Annotated in this window: 14 protein-coding genes and 1 pseudogene; 4 read left to right on the top strand and 11 right to left on the bottom strand. The window is 59.6% G+C overall.

Annotated elements, in window-relative coordinates:
• Window positions 1–47 precede the first annotated feature (47 nt).
• From G542_RS17200 to G542_RS0114425, 4 genes are read right to left on the bottom strand one after another with little or no spacing between them, the layout of a single operon-like run.
• Window positions 48–1,436 (bottom strand): efflux transporter outer membrane subunit, encoded by a 1,389-nt coding sequence (locus tag G542_RS17200; RefSeq protein WP_162142388.1) that lies wholly within the window; start codon window positions 1,434–1,436, stop codon window positions 48–50.
• Entirely contained in the window at window positions 1,433–4,525 is a 3,093-nt protein-coding gene (locus G542_RS0114415) for an efflux RND transporter permease subunit (RefSeq protein WP_027824474.1), read from the bottom strand. Before G542_RS0114415 ends, G542_RS17200 begins: the two co-directional genes overlap by 4 nt.
• A gap of 14 nt (window positions 4,526–4,539) precedes the next feature.
• Complete coding sequence (locus G542_RS0114420; RefSeq protein WP_027824475.1) at window positions 4,540–7,605, bottom strand: MdtB/MuxB family multidrug efflux RND transporter permease subunit; 3,066 nt, start codon at window positions 7,603–7,605, stop codon at window positions 4,540–4,542.
• Window positions 7,606–7,614: 9 nt separating this feature from the next.
• Window positions 7,615–8,628: an efflux RND transporter periplasmic adaptor subunit gene (locus G542_RS0114425; RefSeq protein ID WP_244878724.1), complete on the bottom strand. Its 1,014-nt coding sequence runs from the start codon at window positions 8,626–8,628 to the stop codon at window positions 7,615–7,617.
• Between G542_RS0114425 and G542_RS19365 the strand changes: the two genes are divergently transcribed.
• Both G542_RS19365 and G542_RS0114430 read left to right on the top strand, forming a co-directional pair.
• Window positions 8,627–9,049, top strand: coding sequence for a hypothetical protein (locus G542_RS19365; protein WP_239856337.1), 423 nt, complete (start codon window positions 8,627–8,629; stop codon window positions 9,047–9,049). The genes G542_RS0114425 and G542_RS19365 overlap by 2 nt on opposite strands.
• Before the next feature lie 39 nt (window positions 9,050–9,088).
• Window positions 9,089–11,296 carry an OsmC domain/YcaO domain-containing protein gene (locus tag G542_RS0114430; RefSeq protein ID WP_027824477.1) on the top strand — a complete coding sequence of 736 codons (2,208 nt, stop codon included), beginning with the start codon at window positions 9,089–9,091 and terminating at the stop codon, window positions 11,294–11,296.
• A 135-nt stretch (window positions 11,297–11,431) separates the two neighbouring features.
• Here the strand turns inward: G542_RS0114430 and G542_RS19705 are convergent, their stop codons facing one another.
• The gene (locus tag G542_RS19705) at window positions 11,432–11,611 is read right to left on the bottom strand and encodes a DUF4224 domain-containing protein (RefSeq protein ID WP_143714535.1); all 180 of its coding nucleotides are present in this window, start codon (window positions 11,609–11,611) and stop codon (window positions 11,432–11,434) included.
• On the opposite strand from G542_RS19705, the gene G542_RS19370 reads away from it, so the two are divergent.
• Window positions 11,534–11,734, top strand: a complete 201-nt coding sequence (locus G542_RS19370) for a phage tail sheath C-terminal domain-containing protein (protein ID WP_228369954.1) — start codon at window positions 11,534–11,536, stop codon at window positions 11,732–11,734. The genes G542_RS19705 and G542_RS19370 overlap by 78 nt on opposite strands.
• A 129-nt stretch (window positions 11,735–11,863) precedes the next feature.
• Window positions 11,864–12,939 (top strand): IS3 family transposase gene (locus tag G542_RS0114445; protein ID WP_156092915.1). Its coding sequence is split into 2 segments (ribosomal slippage): window positions 11,864–12,116 and window positions 12,116–12,939, totalling 1,077 coding nucleotides; the frame shifts between segments, so codons are not numbered across the junction.
• Window positions 12,940–13,733: 794 nt separating this feature from the next.
• On the opposite strand, the gene G542_RS0114450 is transcribed toward G542_RS0114445, so the two are convergent.
• From G542_RS0114450 to G542_RS17705, 6 genes and pseudogenes are all read right to left on the bottom strand, one after another.
• Entirely contained in the window at window positions 13,734–14,558 is an 825-nt protein-coding gene (locus tag G542_RS0114450) for a phage antirepressor N-terminal domain-containing protein (RefSeq protein WP_027824479.1), read from the bottom strand.
• A gap of 102 nt (window positions 14,559–14,660) precedes the next feature.
• Complete coding sequence (locus tag G542_RS0114455; RefSeq protein WP_012696754.1) at window positions 14,661–14,972, bottom strand: DUF1484 family protein; 312 nt, start codon at window positions 14,970–14,972, stop codon at window positions 14,661–14,663.
• Window positions 14,973–14,974: 2 nt separating this feature from the next.
• Entirely contained in the window at window positions 14,975–15,163 is a 189-nt protein-coding gene (locus tag G542_RS18740) for a hypothetical protein (protein ID WP_012696753.1), read from the bottom strand.
• Between the two features lie 348 nt (window positions 15,164–15,511).
• Window positions 15,512–15,715 (bottom strand): hypothetical protein, encoded by a 204-nt coding sequence (locus G542_RS0114465; RefSeq protein WP_027824481.1) that lies wholly within the window; start codon window positions 15,713–15,715, stop codon window positions 15,512–15,514.
• A gap of 3 nt (window positions 15,716–15,718) precedes the next feature.
• Window positions 15,719–16,464: pseudogene (locus G542_RS18300) on the bottom strand (bacteriophage abortive infection AbiH family protein); the annotation flags it as partial.
• Between the two features lie 103 nt (window positions 16,465–16,567).
• Window positions 16,568–17,158, bottom strand: coding sequence for a hypothetical protein (locus tag G542_RS17705; RefSeq protein ID WP_051190090.1), 591 nt, complete (start codon window positions 17,156–17,158; stop codon window positions 16,568–16,570).

Raw genomic sequence — 17,158 nt, forward strand, 5'->3', positions numbered from 1 at the left:
ATTTCTCAAACAAATATGGCCATAAAACATGGTCAAACAAATCGTGATCATGAAACCGGCTGGACCAACTGGCCGCCCACACTAGCAATCAATCCCACGGTGGCCTGATAACGCCGCCCGCGGCTATTCCAAAGGGCATTTTCTGCCTGGATGCGCTGGTTCTGGGCATTCAATACGGTCAGATACCCCACCGTCCCGGCCTGATACTGGTTACCGGCAATCTGTTCAGCCCTGCGGGCAGCATTCAGCGCTGCCTGCTGACGGTTTTCCTCTTCAGCGAGGATCGCCTGTGCCGACAGATTGTCCTCCACCGCCTGAAACGCTGCCAACACCATCTGTTGATACGCGGCGACCGCGCCCTGGTAGTTGGCCGAGGCCACGTCCACCTGGGCGCGCCGCGCGCCACCGTCCAGCAGGGTCGCCAGCACCTCCGGCCCGATCGACCAGATCCGGTTCGGCATCGTCAGCAAATGGGCAAAGCTGCTGCCGCGATAGCCCACCGAAGCATTCAGGGTCAGACTGGGGAAAAATGCCGCCTGCGCCACACCGATGCGGGCATTGGCGGCGGCGACGTTTTTCTCGGCAGCCCGGATGTCCGGTCGCCGGGTCAGCAAGGTAGATGGCACGCCGGCATCCAGCACCGGCACATCCGGCAAGGCAGCCGGCAAGACCAGTTCCAGCCGGAAGACGCCGGATGCCGTGGCCAGTGCATGCTCCAGCTGTGCCACGGTCAGTTGTTTGTCGAGCCGGGCCGCCCGGGCGGTTTCCCACTGCGACACGGCCAGCTCCACATCCGCAGCAGCAGCCGTTCCGGCAGCATACTGGTTACGGGCGATGCGCAGCGCCTGCTCCAGTGCCTGTTCGCTGACCTGTAACTGACGCTGCTGGAAGGATGCCACGACCCACAGCAGGTAGGCATTGGCGAGCTGCACCTGCGCACTCAGCCGCGCGGCTTCCAGCAAGGCTGCACTGGCCTCGGCCTGGGCCTGGCCCGATTCGACCGACCGGCGCACGCTTCCCCATACATCCGCCTCCCAGCTGGCTGTACCGGTCACGGTAGCCTGTGTCGCTGCTGCCGTGCCGGGCTGGGACACGCCGCGCAGCCGGGCCGCTGTCACCTCGGCCGACGGCCAGAACGCGGCCTGGGCCAATCGCAGCTCGGCCTCGGCGGCGCGGTACTGCGCTTCGGCCTGGGCGATGGCCGGACTCTGCGTGGCCATCTGCTGCATCAGCCGGTCCAGCTGTGTATCACCAAACACCCGCCACCAGTCACCCCGCTCCAGCGGATCGGTAGCCGACACGGCCACCCACTGGCCCGCCCCGGCGTAGTGCGCCGGCAGGCCGGGCCTGAGGGGCACATAATCCGGCCCCACGGCACAGGCCCCCAGCAGACACGCCATCCCGGCCAGTCCGGCCCGCTGCATCCCGATTTTCATGATGTTTCTCCTGCACGGCCCGCCCGGTCCGGTCTGCATGTTGCGGCCAGCCACAGCCGGAAACGGTCAAGATAGAGGTACACCACCGGAGTGGTGTAGAGCGTGAGCAACTGGCTGACCAACAGCCCGCCCACAATGGAAATCCCCAGCGGCGCCCGGATTTCGGCACCGTCGCCCTGCCCCAGCGCCAGCGGAATGGCACCGAACACCGCCGCCAGCGTGGTCATCAGGATGGGGCGGAACCGCAGGCGGGCGGCTTCCAGAATGGCGTCCCGGGGCGTCAGCCCCTTGTCGCGCTGCGCACTGATGGCGAAGTCGATCATCATGATGGCGTTTTTCTTGACGATCCCCACCAGCAGCAGAATGCCGATCAGGGCGATCACGTTGAACTCCTGCCCGGCCAGCATCAGCGCCAGCAGGGCCCCCACGCCGGCCGACGGCAGCGTGGACAGGATGGTGAAGGGGTAGATCAGGCTTTCGTACAGCATGCCCAGCACGATGTAGACCGCCACGACAGCCGCAAGGATCAGCCACGGCTGGTTGGCCAGCGATTCCTGGAACACCTTGGCCGTCCCCTGAAAGCTGCCTCGCACGCCGGTGCCCAGTCCGAGTGCTTCCACTTTGGCGCCAATCGCCTCGGCAGCTTCCGAGAGGGCATGCCCCGGTTGCAGGTTGAACGACAGGGTCGAAGCGGCAAACTGCCCCTGATGGTTCACCGATAGCGCGGCCTTGCGTGTTTCCCAGCGGGCCAGAGCCGACAGTGGAATCGCCTGCCCCTTGGGGCCAAACACATGCAAGGCGTCCAGGTCGGATTCATGCCGGGCCTGCACCTCCGGCACCCCCATCACCACGTGATACTGGTTGAGCGGGTTGAAAATGGTGGAAACCTGGCGCTGGGAAAAGGCATCCTGCAACACCGCATCCGCCTGCTGCTGGCTCACCCCCAGCCGTGCCATCGCATCCCGGTCAAAGGTCAGATACACCTGTCCGCCCTTGACCTCCTGATCGCTATTGACGTCCGTGACCACCGGCACCGACTGGATGGCACGAAACACTTGCTGGCTGGCGGCACGCAGTGTATCCAGCTGGTCGCCCTGCAAGGTGTACTGGTACTGGGCACCGCTGCTGCGCCCGCCCATGCGGATATCCTGCACCGACTGCAACAAGAGCTGCACTCCCGCCACCCGTGCCGTTTCTTTGCGCAGACGGGCAATCACCGCGTCGGCCGGTATCTGGCGAACCGCTGCCGGCTTCAGGGTGACGAACATGTTGCCGGTATTGCGCTGTCCGCCACCGGTAAAGGCCACCACCTTGTCCACGGCCGGATCGCGCTGCACGATGGCCACCAGCCGGTCCAGCTTGTCTTTCATGGCATCGAAGGAAATTTCCTGATCCGCCTTGATCAGGCCATTCAGACGGCCGGTATCCTGCTGCGGGAAAAAGCCCTTGGGCACCACCAGGTAAAGAAACACGTTCAGCACCACAACGCCCGCCAGAAGCAGCAGCATGGTTCGCCCGTGGCTGACCGACCACTCCAGACTGGCGTCATAGCCCTTGCGCAGGCCGAGCCAGAAACGCTCGCGCCGCGACGGTTCGCCCGTGTTGGCCGGCACCGGCCGCAACCAGCGGGCACACAGCATGGGCGTGGTCGCCAGCGACACCAGCATGGAAATCAGGATTGCCACCGACAGGGTGACGGCAAACTCGCGGAACAGGCGACCGATGATGCCGCCCATCAGCAGCACCGGGATGAATACGGCAATCAGCGACAGGCTCATCGACACCACGGTAAACCCGACCTCGCGGACCCCGCGGCGGGCGGCTTCCAGCGGTGCCATACCTTCTTCCAGATAACGCGTGATGTTTTCCAGCACCACGATGGTGTCGTCGACCACGAATCCGGTCGCCACCGTCAGCGCCATCAGGCTCAGGGTATTGAGCGAATAGCCGCACAGATACATGCCGGCCAGCGTCCCCAGCAGGCTGACCGGCACCGAAATCGCCGGAATCGCCACCGCCCGCCCGCTTTTCAGGAACAGCGCCACCACCAGCACCACCAGCCCTACGGACAACGCCAGCGTTTTCTCCACCTCGCGCAGGGCAGCGCGGATCGTGGGCGTGCGGTCCGACACCACCTGCAATTCAATCGCCGCCGGCAGCCACGCCTGCAACTGCGGCATCAGCGCCCGCACCCGGTCGACCGTCTCGATGATGTTGGCCCCCGGCTGCTTGAAAAGAATCAGCATCACGGCCGGTTCGCGTCCGAGCCGGCCCGCCGTGCGGATGTCCAGCACCGAATCGCTGACCCCGGCCACCTGCGCCAGCCGCACCGGCGCACCGTGGCGGTAGGACACGATCACCGGCAGGTAATCGCGGGCGGTTTTCAAGGCATCGTTGGTCTGCACCTGCCAGTGCTGCCCTGCGCTGTCGAGCACGCCCAGCGGGCGCTTGAGGTTGCTGCCGGCAATCGCGCTGCGGACGTCCTCCAGCGCCAGTCCATACTGCGCCAGCTGTGCCGGGTTGACATCCATCCGCACCGCCGGCTGCGCACCGCCGCCGATGATGACGTTGCCGATACCCTCCACCTGCGCTAGCTTCTGCCCCAGTACCGAATCCGCTGCGTCATACATCTGGCTGGGTGTCAGGGTTTTCGAGGTCATGGCCAGGATCATGACCGGCGAATCGGCCGGATTGACCTTGCGATAGCTAGGATTGGACGGCATGCCGCTGGGCAGCAGCGTGCGTGCGGCATTGATGGCGGCCTGCACGTCGCGGGCGGCACCGTTGATGTCGCGGTCCAGATCAAACTGCAGGGTGATGCTGGTGGCCCCGAGCGTGCTGGTCGAGGTCATTTCGGTAATGCCGGCAATCCGTCCGAGCGTGCGCTCCAGTGGCGTGGCCACGGTCGCCGCCATGGTTTCCGGGCTGGCACCGGGCAGCTTCGCCGTGACACTGAGGGTCGGAAAATCGATCTGGGGCAATGGCGCCACCGGTAGCCACAGAAAGGCCACCAGCCCGGCCAGCATCACCGCCAGCGTCAGCAGGGTGGTGGCCACGGGCCGCTGGATGAACACGCCGGAGGGAAACATGTCGGCGCTCCGGATCAGCGGACCGGCCGGCGCAGGGTCAGCCGGTCAAAGAACAGATAGATCACCGGCGTGGTAAAGAGCGTCAGCACCTGGCTGAACAGCAGTCCGCCCACCAGTGTGATGCCGAGGGGAGAACGCAGCTCCTCGCCCATGCCGTTGCCGGCCAGCAGCGGCAGCGCCCCGAACAGGGCCGCCATGGTCGTCATCAGGATCGGCCGCAAACGCAGCAGGCATGCCTGGTAAATGGCGTCGCGCGGTGCCATGCCCTGCCCGCGCTCGGCCTCCAGCGCAAAGTCCACCATCATGATGGCGTTTTTCTTGACGATGCCGATCAGGAGAATGATGCCGATCAACCCGATCAGGTCGAGCGGCTTGCCGCACAACAGCAAGGCCAGCAAGGCGCCGATGCCGGCCGAGGGCAGTGTCGACAGGATGGTGACCGGGTGGATGTAGCTCTCGTACAGGACGCCGAGCACGATATACATGGTGATGATCGCCGCCAGCACCAGCCACAGCGTACTGCCGAGCGAATTCTGGAAGGCCAGCGTGGCGCCCTGGTATTGCAGCACCAGTTCGTCTGGTAGCCCGGCATCGGCGCGGGCCTGGGCAATCCCCCGCACGGCCGCACTGAGGGAGGCGCCATCCGCCACGTTGAAAGACACGGTTGCGGTGGGAAACTGTCCGAGGTGATTGATCGCCAGCGGTGTCGCCCGCGCCTCGACCCGGGCAAATGTCTCCAGCGATACGGGGCCACTGGCGGTCGGCACATAGATCTGCCGCAGCGACAGGGACGGGTCCCGCAGGGCCGGATCGGCCTCCAGCACCACGCGGTACTGGTTGGTCTGGGTAAAGATGGTGGAAACCAGCCGCTGGCCGAAAGCATCGTAAAGCGCGTTGTCCACCGCCGCCATGCTGATGCCGAGGCTGGAAGCCTTGTCGCGGTTGACCGTGATGTAGGCCTGCCCGCCCTGGTCCATCCAGTCGCTGGTCACATCCTTCAGCACCGCCTCCTGCTTCAGCCGTTCCACGAATGCCGGCACCCAGCGCGACAGCTGCCCGGGCGAGGTGGCTTGCAGGGTCAGCCGGTAGAGCGTGCGGCTCAGGCTGGCGTCCAGCGTGATGTCCTGCACCGGCTGCACGTACAGGTTCACCCCCGGCAGTGCCGCCACACGGTCTTGCAGCCGCGCGATCACGCTGGCGGCGTCGTCGCGTTCGGCTTTCGGTTTCAGCACGATCAGCAGCCGGCCGGTATTGAGGGTGGCATTGGTGCCGTCCACGCCGACAAACGACGCCACTTCCGCCACGTCCGGGTCATGCCGGATTGCCTCGCTGACCGCCTGCTGCTGGCTGGCCATCCTGTCGAACGACACGGTCTGGCGCATTTCGGTCACGGCTTGCAACACGCCGGTATCCTGCACCGGAAAAAATCCCTTGGGGATGATGGCGTAGAGAAGGCCGGTCACCAGCAGCGTCGACAGCGCCAGCCACAGCACCGGCCGCTGCCGGTCGAGCACCCAGCCCAGCGCCCGGCCATAGCCTTGCAAGGTGGACTCGAACAGGCGCTCGCTCCAGGCATGGAGACCATGTGTCGGGTGATGCGACTGTGCCTTGAGCAGCCAGGCGCACATCATGGGGGTCAGCGTCAGCGAAATGGCCGCCGAAATCAGGATCGAAGCCGCCAGCGTGACCGAAAATTCGCGGAACAGCCGGCCGATCACATCGCCCATGAACAAGAGCGGAATCAGCACCGCCACCAGCGACAGGGTCAGCGAGATGATGGTGAAGGCGATCTGGCCGGAACCTTTGAGCGCGGCCTGCAACGGTGAATCACCCTCTTCGAGGTAGCGGCTGATGTTCTCGATCATCACGATGGCGTCGTCAACCACAAAGCCGGTGGCGATGGTCAGCGCCATCATGGTCAGGTTGTTGATGGAAAACCCGGCCAGGTACATGACGGCAAACGTGCCGACCAGCGACAGCGGGACGGCCACTGCGGGGATCAGCGTGGCGGTGCCGTTGCGCAGGAACAGGAAAATCACCAGCACCACCAGCACGATGGCCAGCACCAGCTCGAACCGCACTTCGCTGACGGAAGCCTGTACCGTCACCGTGCGGTCGTTCAGCACCCGCAGGTGAACCGATTCCGGCAGGGTGGACTGGAGTCTGGGCAGCAGGGTCTTGATCTCGTCGGCCACGGCAATCACGTTGGCACCGGGCTGGCGCTGGACATTGATGATGACGGCCGGTTCGCGCCCGGCCCAGGCACCAAGCCGCAGGTTTTCCGGTGCGGAGCTGACCCGCGCCACATCCTGCAGGCGCAGGGCGGCGCCGTTCTGGTAGCCGAGCACGATGCGGCGGTAGTCGTCAGGGCTCTTGAGCTGGTCGTTGGCATCGATGATGCGGGCGCGGGTGGCGCTGTCGAGTTCCCCCTTGGCCTGGTTCACGTTGGCGGCAGTCACGGCGGTGCGGATGTCCTCCAGGGTCAGCCCGCGCGCGGCCAGTGCCACGGTATTGACCTGGATACGCACGGCCGGCTTGAGCGCCCCGTTCAGGTTGACCTGCCCTACCCCCGACACCTGGGCAATCTTCTGCGAAACCCGGGTATCCACCAGGTCGACCAGCTCCGTGGCCGGCAGGGTGGCCGAGGTGACCGCCAGGGTCAGGATCGGGGCATCGGCCGGGTTGACCTTGCTGTAAACCGGCGGGCTGGGCAGGTCGACGGGCAGGAGGGTGGCGGCGGCATTCATGGCGGCCTGCACCTCCTGTTCGGCCACGTCCAGATTCAGGTCCAGCGCAAATTGCAGGGTAATGACCGAGGCGTCGCCCGAACTGGACGACGACATCTGCATCAGCCCCGGCATCTGGCCAAACTGCCGCTCCAGCGGTGCGGTGATGGTGGTGGCAATGACGTCGGGACTGCCCCCCGGGTAGAGGGTGACTACCTGGATGGTGGGGTAATCGACTTCCGGCAGGGCCGATACCGGCAGCAGCCGGTACGACATGGCTCCGACCAGAAACAGCGCCACCATCAGCAGGGTGGTGGCAATCGGGCGCTCGATGAACAGGCGTGACGGATTCATGCGGAGCGCTCAGCCAGCCGGCTTCTTGCCGTGGGACTTGTCTTGCCGGTGCTCATCGGCCATCTTGACTTTCTGGCCGTCCCGCACCTTGTCCAGCCCGTCGACAATCACCTGCTCGCCCGGCCGCACGTCTCCGGCGACTGCCACGCGCTCGCCATCCTTGTGCAACATCCGCACGGGTTTCATAGCTGCGTTGCCGCCGGCTTGCACTACATAGACATAGCTGCCGTCACGCCCGGTCTGCACGGCAGCTTCCGGCACCACTGTCGCACCGGACAGGGTGCCCAGCCGCAGGCTGACATTGACGAACTGGTTGGGAAACAGGCTGCCGTCCTCGTTTGCCAGTTCCCCCTTGATGGCAACGCTGCCATTGGAGGCATTGACCTGGTTGTCGAGTGCCAGCAGCCTGCCGGTGCCCAGCCGGACATGTTGCTCCCGGTCCCACACTTCAATCTGCAAAGGCTGCTTGCCGGCTGCATGCATGGCCACCGTAACCTCTCCCAGCCGGGTTTCCGGCACGGAAAACGCCACATTGATCGGCCGGATGCGCGTCATGCTGACCAGTCCGCTGGTATCCGCTGCGTGTATCAGGTTGCCCGGATCAACCTGGCGAATGCCCAGCCGGCCGGAAAACGGAGCGGTAATCCGCGAATAATCGAGTTGCAGCTGCGCGTTGTTGACCAGACCCTGGTCGATCTTCACCGTACCTTCATACTGGCGAACCAACGCAGCCTGCGTTTCCACCTGCTGGCGGGCGATCGAATCCTGCTGCTGCAATTGCCGGTAGCGCGCCAGATCCAGCCGGGCGTTGGCCAGCAGGGCTTCGTCCTTTTGCAGTTGCCCCTGGGCCTGCAACAGCTGCGCCTGGAACGGCCGGGGATCCAGTTCCGCCAGCAGCTGCCCGGCGCGGACTTCCTGCCCGTCGGCAAAATGCAGTTTTTCCAGCTGGCCATCCACCCGGCTGCGGATTATCACGGTCTGGCTGGCGGTGATGGTGCCAAGGCTGCCGAGCGTCACCGGCATGTCCATCCTGATCACCGGCATCACCGCCACGACCGGGCTGCGCTCACCTTTCTCAGGTGTCTTGTGCCGGATTGCGGCCAGCCCTCCGATCACCCCGGCCAGCAATACACCACCGGCCACCAGCCAGAAACCACGCTTTGACATCGAGATTCGCTTGCTGCCCGATTCGCTCATGATCCACCGATTATTTTCATGGCATCAACAACAATCCATCATCATAACAATGAAACATGAAGCCATCGTGCACGACAGCATGTCTTTGACGATGCATTTGCCCGGTTCGTCATCCGGATTCAGCCAGGCGGGCTTTGCCCGACCCTCAAAGGCATTCGTCGCAGCAGTGCCCGAGGCTGGCAGTACTCATGCCGAGAATCCTCAAACTGCCGGGAGGCGCAGTTTTTCTGCCGGGAAAACCGGATAATGGCGACCAATTCGTTTTGAACGCCATTTTTGGATTCCCATGGAAATCAAGGTCAATTTTCTCGACAAACTGCGTCTTGAGGCCAAATTCGACGACTTTACCGTCATCGCCGACCAGCCCATCCGCTACAAGGGCGACGGCTCGGCACCGGGGCCGTTCGATTACTTTCTGGCCTCGTCGGCACTGTGCGCGGCCTACTTCGTCAAGCTCTACTGCGACACCCGCAATATCCCGACCGAACACATCCGGCTGTCGCAGAACAATATCGTCGACCCGGAAAACCGCTACCAGCAGACCTTCAAGATCCAGGTCGAGCTGCCGCCGGACATTTCCGAGAAAGACCGTCAGGGCATCCTGCGTTCCATCGAGCGGTGCACTGTGAAAAAGGTGGTGCAGACCGGCCCCGAATTCATCATCGAGGAAGTCGAAAACCTCGACGCCGACGCGCAGGCGCTGCTGACGATCAACCCCGATACCGGCAAGCAGACCTATATCGCCGGCAAGGACCTGCCGCTGGAAGAAACCATCGCCAACATGTCCGGCCTGCTCGCCGGGCTGGGCATCAAGATCGAAATCGCCTCGTGGCGCAACCTGGTGCCCAATGTCTGGTCGCTGCACATCCGCGACGCGCATTCGCCGATGTGCTTCACCAATGGCAAGGGCGCGACCAAGGAAAGCGCGCTGGCGTCGGCGCTCGGCGAATACATCGAACGGGCGAGCTGCAACCACTTCTACAACGACCAGTACTGGGGCGAGGAAATCGCCAATGCGCCTTTCGTGCATTACCCGAATGAACGCTGGTTCAAGCCGGGCAAGAAGGACGCGCTGCCCGAAGGACTGCTCGACGACTACACACTGGCCATCTACAACCCGGACGGGGAGCTGCGTGCCTCGAACCTGTTCGACACCAACTCCGGCAATACCGCACGCGGTATCTGCGCGCTGCCCTACGTGCGCCAGTCCGACGGCGAAACCGTGTATTTCCCAACCAACCTGATCGACAACCTCTACCTGAGCAACGGCATGAGCGCCGGCAACACGCTGGCCGAGGCGCAGGTGCAATGCCTGTCGGAAATCTTCGAGCGCGCCGTCAAGCGCGAAATCCTTGAAGGCGAAATCACGCTGCCCGATGTGCCGGCCGAGGTGCTGGCCCAATATCCGGGCATCGTTGCCGGCATCGAAGAACTGGAAAACCAGGGCTTCCCGGTTCTTGTGAAAGATGCCTCCTTGGGCGGCGAGTTCCCGGTGATGTGCGTGACGCTGATGAACCCGCGTACAGGTGGTGTCTTCGCCTCGTTCGGCGCCCATCCGAGCATGGAAGTTGCCATCGAACGCAGCCTGACCGAACTGCTGCAAGGCCGCAGTTTCGAAGGCCTCAACGACCTGCCGCGGCCGACCTTCGAGAGCCATGCCGTTACCGAGCCGAACAACTTCGTCGAACACTTCATTGATTCCAGCGGCGTCGTGTCGTGGCGTTTCTTCAGCGCCAAAGCCGATTACGACTTCGTCGAGTGGGATTACGCCGGTCAGGGCGAGACCTCCAACGCTGACGAAGCCGCGACCCTGTTCGGCATCCTCGAGGGCATGGGCAAGGAAGTGTACATGGCGGTGTATGACCAGCTCGGTGCGACGGCCTGCCGCATCCTGGTGCCGGGCTATTCCGAGATTTATCCGGTCGAGGACCTGATCTGGGACAACACCAACAAGGCACTGGCTTTCCGCGAAGATATCCTCAACCTGCACCGCCTTGACGACAATGCGCTGGAGGCACTGCTCGAACGTCTGGAAGACAGCGAGCTGGACGATTACACCGACATCATCACGCTGATCGGCGTCGAGTTTGACGAGAATACGGACTGGGGGCAGCTCACGATTCTGGAGCTGAAGCTGCTGATTCAGCTTGCCCTGAAGCAGTTTGCAGAAGCGCACGATCTGGTGGGCGCCTACCTGCAGTACAACGACAACACGGTCGAGCGCGGATTGTTCTATCAGGCCTTGAATGTGGTGCTGGAAGTGCTGCTGGATGACGATCTGGAACTGGCCGATTACGAGGTCAATTTCCGCCGGATGTTTGGCAATGCGCGAATGGATGCGGTGATGGGGTCAGTGGAAGGCAGCGTGCGCTTCTTCGGCCTGACGCCAACGGGCATGAATCTGGAGGGCCTCGACAGGCACCAGCGCCTGATCGACAGCTACAAAAAACTGCACAAGGCGCGAGGCACGGGGGTAGCCACTCGGAAGACGTGAGCCATGCCGGCATTGCGTGGGCCCCTTTTCAACGAACCGCTGGAGGGGATGACTGCGACCAACTCCATCAAGATGGAAATGTTCTGATACCCGGATCCATTCCGCCGCGCCGTTCGCCCGGCCAGATTGAGGCGTTTAGTCACGCAACAGGACAGGATGTCCCGCCGCGTTGATTTCGAACAGCCAGCCCTTGTCGGTCAGCCATCGGCGTTGATCAGCCGGGTGAATGAACCCGGCATGCGCGACCTCAAGGCCATGGGTGCGGTCATCAATTTCGAAGCCTTCCCTGACCCGGAAAAGAACACCGCCAGCCAGCTGGAGAAAGGCCGCGTCAACTGGACCATCCGCTTTACCGACGTGCCACCGGCTGAAAACCCTATCTTCCAGGTCGAAGTCACCAACCAGTGGATTACCGAAGTCCTCGACTTCGGCAGCTAAGGAGCCCGCATGATTCCGCAAGTCCTCACCAACCTGAACCTGTACGTTGACGGCCGTGGCTTGGTAATCCCCCCGGAAATTAAAGGGGTTCAGAAGTAGAATTTTCTCGCATAGAGGGAGTTCTACCCGATGAAGACATCACGGTTTTCAGACAGCCAGATCATTGCAGTGCTGAAGCAGGCGGAGGGCGGCAAACCGGTGCCTGAGCTCTGCCGGGAACACGGCATCAGTTCAGCGACGTTCTACAAATGGCGCGCCAAATTCGGCGGCATGGACGCGTCGCTTATGGCGCGGCTCAAGGAACTGGAAGCCGAGAACGTCCGGCTGAAGAAGATGCATGCCGAAGAGCGCCTGAAGGCTGAGATCGTCAAGGAAGCCCTCGAAAAAAAGTGGTGAAGCCATCTCGTCGGCGCGAGATGGCACATCGGGCAGTGCAGCGCCGAGGCACGAGCATCCGTGTGGCGTGCAGGGCGTTTGGCATCAGCGAAACCTGCTATCGCTATCAGGTGAAATGCTCAGCCGAGAATGCCGGGATTGCTGACCACTTGGTCCGGTTGACCCACAACCAGTGCAACTGGGGTTTCGGCTTGTGTTTCTTGTACCTACGTAACGTTAAAGGCTTTCCATGGAACCACAAGCGGGTGTACCGGATCTATCGCGAGCTTGAGTTGAATCTGCGCATCAAACCGCGCAAACGGATCGTGCGCGAGAAACCGGAACCCCTGACGGTGCCCGACGCGATGAATCAGTGCTGGTCAATGGACTTCATGCATGACCAGCTGGCTGATGGACGTCGTTTCCGGCTGCTCAACATCATTGATGATTTCAACCGGGAAGCGCTGGCGATGGACATTGACCTGTCCTTACCGGCCGAGCGGGTGGACCAGGTGATCGAGTGGCGGGGCAAACCGACGGCCATTCGCAGTGACAACGGCCCGGAATACGTGGGCAAGACGCTGACCGAGTGGGCGCAGAGAAATGGAGTCCGGCTCGACCATATCCAGCCAGGCAAGCCGCAGCAGAACGCGTATGTCGAACGTTTCAACCGCTCCGTGCGCTACGACTGGCTTGGCCACTATCTGTTCGAGTCGATTGCCGAGATCCAGGACTACGCCACGAACTGGCTCTGGCTCTACAATCACGAACGCCCAAACATGGCCTTGGGCGGTATCACCCCCAAACAGCGGCTGGCCATGGTCGCATAGCTCTACTTCTGACTCCCGTTAAAAACGGGGGGATTACCATAGGAAACCTATGGACGCAAAAATACCCCGATTTTGGACGCAGTGGGGTGACCGCTGGTGGAAGGTGTGTTGAGCACCGGGTTCAATGTTATGTGGGCAAATCGGATGCGGTCAAGCGGTTGAAGCTTTCCCGTCAGCGGGACGGAAGTCTGCCGCCAGACCCCAGCGCGCGCCGTCGAGACCCCGCCGCGCCCCCACGCTTCATGTGCGTGAAAACGTGCAGCTGCACGACAGGGCCGCAAACCCCTCCCACACAAGGCGAAACAGGCAATAGCGGGCGCTCAGGATGCTTGCAGATTCATGCGCTCATAGAGCTTGCGAATGCACTGCGCACCGCCAGGACAAGGGAGGGGGTGGCGGAAATAGTAACCACCAAGCCAGCCATCTCAATCAAAAACACAAGTCATTGAAACCAATAGGGAAATTTTGTTACGACCAACAGTGATTGCAAATAACCAGACCAGTAACACAAACCTAAGTCATTGATTTCAAACAATGTAGTTTCATGAAGATATTACTGTGAACCTTGGTAATCTGGTTCCTTCCATGTTGTTTCAGTGTTCCTTTCAGGCCATATCGCTGAAAGCCACGTCCAGCAAGGCATACAGCCATATTCATCAAACCACGTTCCCGATGTTACCTTTTTCCCAGCCCCCCCTGTACTTTGAAAATCCCCCTCATACACGGAAGACGCACGCATACGTGACCTATCACATATGCATGCATTTACCCGCTAATACACATTCACACTTCAATCAAACTGCCGAAAACATCCAGCACTTCACGGCACGGCCATACAAGCGACTGTTGACCGTCTTGTTGCATTCAACATAGCGAGGGGTTTCCGAGCGCATCAGCACCCGGCGGAATTCCATCGTGGTCGGCAGCTTGAGTTTTTCGGCAGCAGCCAGCTTGGCCAGATGCGGCAGGTTGATGGCGATAAGGCGCGGATCGCGGCTATGGTTGAGCTTGTCCAAGCCGATGAATTCGACAGCCTCCCAGAAGTCATCAACCAGCGAAGGCACAACTTCCGGCAGCACATCGCGCCCGATATCCTCCAGCAACGGCACCGGAAGGTTGGCTAGACGGCAGGATTGCTCCAGTTGGACGTGCAGGGTGCGGCGGATGGCCGGATTGCCCTCACGCTTGAGCTCCTGCATCAGTTTGCGGATCTCGCGGTGGGTAGCGAGCAGCTGCGGGATCGTCTGGGTAGCCGCACCGGGACGGCGCGCCTCGCCCTTGGTCCAGTAGTCCCACAGCGCATCGTCGCATTCGTTCTGGTAGCGAACGATCTTGTCTTGCAACTCGGGCTTCACCTTGTTGGGGCTGATCGAGTAGAGCCAGGCAGGGAGCTTGCGCAGCGGGAGGCAGACCATTTCATACTGTTTGCCATCACCGCCAGTTGTTGTGATTTCCCCAATAACTGAACTGAACTTCTCTTTCAGCTTGGTGAACTGTGTCGCCCAGTCCAAACCCATGTTGGTCACCACGGGCTTCATCGCCACAAACGGCTCGTTATCGTGGCCGACCAGCACCACGGTGTCTTCGTAGAAGGGAACGGGAAAGAGTTGGTCTTGCATGGTGTGATGTCCTTTGCCTGCAACCGTGGGGGAAATCACCAAGGCTGGTTGTGAAAAGGGTACGCACACTGTACGTACCCTTTTCCATTTATGCCAATGCGATCAGATCAACTCGCCCAGCTTTTCAGTCTGCTTGCTCAACCCGCCACACAAGGGTTCCAGCAGGTACTTCAATCCCATGGCACCCAGTGGCTCATCCTCCGCACGATGCAAAAGCAACAGCAAAATCCGCAGGGCATCATCAAGTCCGGCCAGATCCGCCATCACATCGCGCAACTGCTCGACGCTGTCGGTGATGGTGTCCAGTTCGGCCAGTATGTCGTCAAAGCCGGCAGCCTTCAGGATGTCATTGTCGATGCCTTGCAGGCGGGAAAGGCGGGATTGCAGGCGTCGCAGTTGGGTAATGGCCGGCATGGTTATCGCCCTCCCACACGGTAAACCGCCACACCGCCCGAATGGTCGACGATGGTAAAGCGATGGCCCAACTGACCCAGTTGGCGGCGGGCATAGCTGAGGGCCGCTTCGCGGGTGGCGAAAAGTCCCAAGGGAGAAACGGAATGGCGGGCAGGAAAGAGGTGCGCGAGAGCGCGGGTGATCTTGGCCATGATGGCCTCCTAGAGTTCAGGAATTCAGGAACCACCAAATGAGGTGGGGGTTGTCCTACGCCTCTAGAGCGCCGGGTCCTTGCGGATACCCGCAACCCCCCTTGACCAGCCGGGCGTACGTACAGACGCCCGTATCCCACGAAAACGGGAGGCAACAAAAAACCGCGAATACAGCCGCGGGGCACTGCTAGAGGTTAGGAATTTGCAGGATAGCTGTGGATGTCTCGGAGCGTCAAGCCAATAATTGAGAAGGCATCATTTACATATATGGAAAACCAGGGAAATACTGAGGAAAAACATTAAATATCAAACAATCGCATATCAGTTATGGCTGACTTTTTCACAAAATCAGCCCCATTTTTCATTTTCTTTAAGAGTAGCAAATTGTAGGAGATTTTTACCTTCGTTAAAACCCAAAATATTTTTAACCATCACAAACTTAGCCTCAGCCTCCGAGGTTAACATATTGCCTTTAGAGACAGTTTCATCAATATGATAACTAATCCGCCACGTTACCTCTTCTGTATTTATATTCTTAATAATTTCTTTCATGTAAGGCAAATCAACATCAGAAAATGAAAAACCCATCACATTAACATGCTTAATATTTGCTAGACTCTCAAAAAAACTTTATTTTTTTCTATAATCTCATCAGTTCGCTTAAATGTCGAAGAAAAGTAATCATCAAGGATTTTATACCCTTCAAAAACACGTACATCTTCATCCTCTGGGTTATCTACGGAACTTAGCAATTGGCGTTGACTAGGTTCCCACCCATGCCCAAGAACAAGATTATCAGCATCGATTGAAGCGTTACCATGTATATGCAGAATTTGTGAATCTTCAATACCATAAGATTTTTGAAGTGTATTCGTGTAATTAAAGTTCAAAAAATATGCATTTTTATTTAGCGGCAGCCTGCTATCACCAATATCTTTTGAATTGGGAACTGGAATCTGCCTAACCCAATTAGAAAAATGAAAAGGCATTCTCTCTACAATCGACTCTACAATACGTGATATTTCGTACTGATAGTCATGATGACCAGAATCGCTCCAGTCATCATCTCCATACGACATAAGAAACATATTACAGTCATCCATAATCGAATCTGCATCCAATAATGAAAGCCCATCTTCAAATTCACCCCAGAATTTCCCATGGACGCCCAAATACTTTTCAATATTTGAGTAAGTGTAATAATCATTGATTTTCAAATAATCACCAAAATCATTATAACTTGAAGGCATTCCATGATGGAGGTCAAATCCATTACCAATAACATAAAGCTCATTATTCATATAACACCTAATAATTCTGTCAAAATGCAACCAAATTCCATGCAAATAGCAAATATGTATTTCCCTGAACTAGGCCGAGGATATTTAATTTGATATTGTTCAGCTAGCTTTCCTTGTCGCGATTGGTCAAACCCGAAACGACGGCTACCAGTAGCAAGCTGGCCACCCAACCGAAGATGATTTCAAACCAGACGAGCAGGCGGGTCCAATGGTACTTGGAGAATGATCCCAGTTCATCAAACCAGCCTGCTTGAGGTGCGGGGATGTAAGGCGCCCAGTCATGCTCCTGCTGCAAATCGACCAATGGCAGGATCAAGTCAAGGGAATAGGCAAGTGGGCTGAAGCCCGTGTATTCACTGGCCAGTTCCGGGCAAAGATACCAATTCCCCGTTCCGCTGGCCTGTTCCATGGATGGATCACCGGGCCGGCAATGCTCGTATTTTTCATAATGAAAGATCAGTGGATTGCTTGGCGCGAAAACACCATTCAGGGCAGCAGCCCAAAATACCCCAGCACAAATAAGCCAGACACCCAGCATGATGTAAAACAGCCGCAGAGGACGATAACCATACCCAATCAGCAGGCCGAATAATTTGTGAAAGGAGCGTGGCAATATCCCATTTACCACGCCAGCCTTGCGACGCTGTTCTTCGTAGGCAATTGCTACTTTGCGCGCATCCTCGTCATGTCCCAT

The organism is Laribacter hongkongensis DSM 14985 (assembly GCF_000423285.1).
Classification (GTDB): Bacteria; Pseudomonadota; Gammaproteobacteria; order Burkholderiales; family Aquaspirillaceae; genus Laribacter; species Laribacter hongkongensis.